The 1,657-nt window shown below is 63.1% G+C and carries 2 protein-coding genes; one reads left to right on the top strand and one right to left on the bottom strand.

Going from position 1 to position 1,657, the window contains the following annotated elements; genetic code table 11:
* Positions 1-125 precede the first annotated feature (125 nt).
* Positions 126-761 carry a TetR/AcrR family transcriptional regulator gene (locus NA5_RS38675; RefSeq protein ID WP_062993992.1) on the top strand — a complete coding sequence of 212 codons (636 nt, stop codon included), beginning with the start codon at positions 126-128 and terminating at the stop codon, positions 759-761.
* On the opposite strand, the gene NA5_RS38670 is transcribed toward NA5_RS38675, so the two are convergent.
* Positions 762-1,657, bottom strand: an 896-nt coding sequence (locus NA5_RS38670; protein WP_062993991.1) for an amidohydrolase family protein, incomplete at its 5' end; no start/stop codon positions are given.

Genomic DNA, 1,657 nt, shown 5'->3' with positions numbered 1-1,657 from the left:
AAGAAGGAGGAGGTGTTACGTCGATAGTTACGTTCAGCCGGAACCGAATCCGAAACGATGGCCGCGAATCGACTCTGATTCTTTTATCAGATACGATTCCGATAACGGAATCGAGGGAAGAGGACATGGTGACAGGTGTGGTGGGCAACCGCATCGACCGGCGGCGTGAGCGGACGCGCAATGCGTTGATCGGGGCGGCGCGGAAGTTCTTGTCGGAGGGGCGATCCGCGGTGAGCATCCAGGAGATCACCGATGCGGCGGATGTCGGATTCGGCTCGTTCTACAACCACTTCCAATCCAAGGAGCAGTTGTTCGACGAGGCCGTGCGGTCGGTACTGCAGATCTATAGCGAGATGCGCGACGAGATCGTCGCCTTGTACGAAGATCCCGCCGAAGTTTTCGCGGTGAGCTTCCGGATGACCGGGCGGCTGCAGCGCCAGATCCCCGAGGGCGTGCGGGTGATCCTGAATTCCGGTACGTCGGTGCTGCTGCGTGACGAGGGCCTGGCCCCGCGCGCCCGCCGCGACATCATGGCTGCCCAAGCGGCGGGCCGGTTCGAGCCGATGGACCCGGATATGGCGATCATGGCCGCGGGTGGGGCACTGTTGGGACTGCTGCAACTGCTCGACGCCCGACCCGAAGCCGACGCCGGAGCGCTCACCGACGAGATGACCCTGCATGTGCTGCGGATGTTCGGCATGAACAAGCGCAGCGCGCAGAAGCTGGTATCCAGTGAATTGCCGCCGCAACCCCAGCTGTGATCAGCCGTTGACGGCCGCGGCCAGTCGTGGCAGTTGCCGCAGCGGATTGTGGTGTTCGACCTCCATGCGCTGATCGGCATCGAAGATATCGCTGAGCCCCGGCGCGGGATCGTGTGAACCGCTCTGCGGGAGCGTGAGCGCGCTGAAGGGCCAGTCGGAGCCGAAGACGATGTGATCACGGTTCGTCACGGCGAGCACCCCGGACATCGCGGCGGCCGAACCACTGAGCGCGGTGTCGTAGTAGAACCGCGAGATCTGGTTCCGCATATCCAGCACCGACGGTTTCGGCAGATCTTGCGGCCACAATTCGCCGATTACCGTTTGCGACGCGACACTGATGCGCCAGGACAGGAACGGTACGGTGCCGCCCGCATGCGCGAGTTGGAAGCGAATGTCGGGATAGCGCTGGGTCATTCCGGTGACCATCATCATCGTCGCCGCCCGTGTGGTGTCGAAGGTGAACTCCTCCAGGAAGTCCGGCAGCGGCAGCTTCGGCTTGGCCGTATCCGGAATCGCGGCCGGATGCACGAAGACGTAGGCATTGCGCTGATTCAACGCGATCATCAGCGGTTCGAAGCGGGGATCACCCAGGTAGACACCGTCATAGGCCGACAGCAGGATCACACCGTCGAGGTGCAGTTCATCCAGTGCGTAGATCGCCTCCGCGATCGAGGCCGCGATATCGGGCATCGGCAGCACGGCGAACGCACCGAACCGCGTCGGATTCGACCGGAACAGCGCCGCGGCATAGGTATTGCAATAGCGGGCCATATCGCTGGCCTCTTTACCGGCCAGGAACGACACCCCCGGATCCGACACCGATAATGCCTGCGCCTGGATGCCGTAATAGTCCATGAAGGCCACCGCGGCCTCCGGCGACCACTGCGGTGTCGGGT

It is taken from the genome of Nocardia anaemiae NBRC 100462 (assembly GCF_001612725.1).
Taxonomy (GTDB): domain Bacteria; phylum Actinomycetota; class Actinomycetes; order Mycobacteriales; family Mycobacteriaceae; genus Nocardia; species Nocardia anaemiae.
The sequence above is the reverse complement of the archived record's forward strand: the minus strand, read 5'-3'. Positions and strand labels throughout refer to the sequence as shown.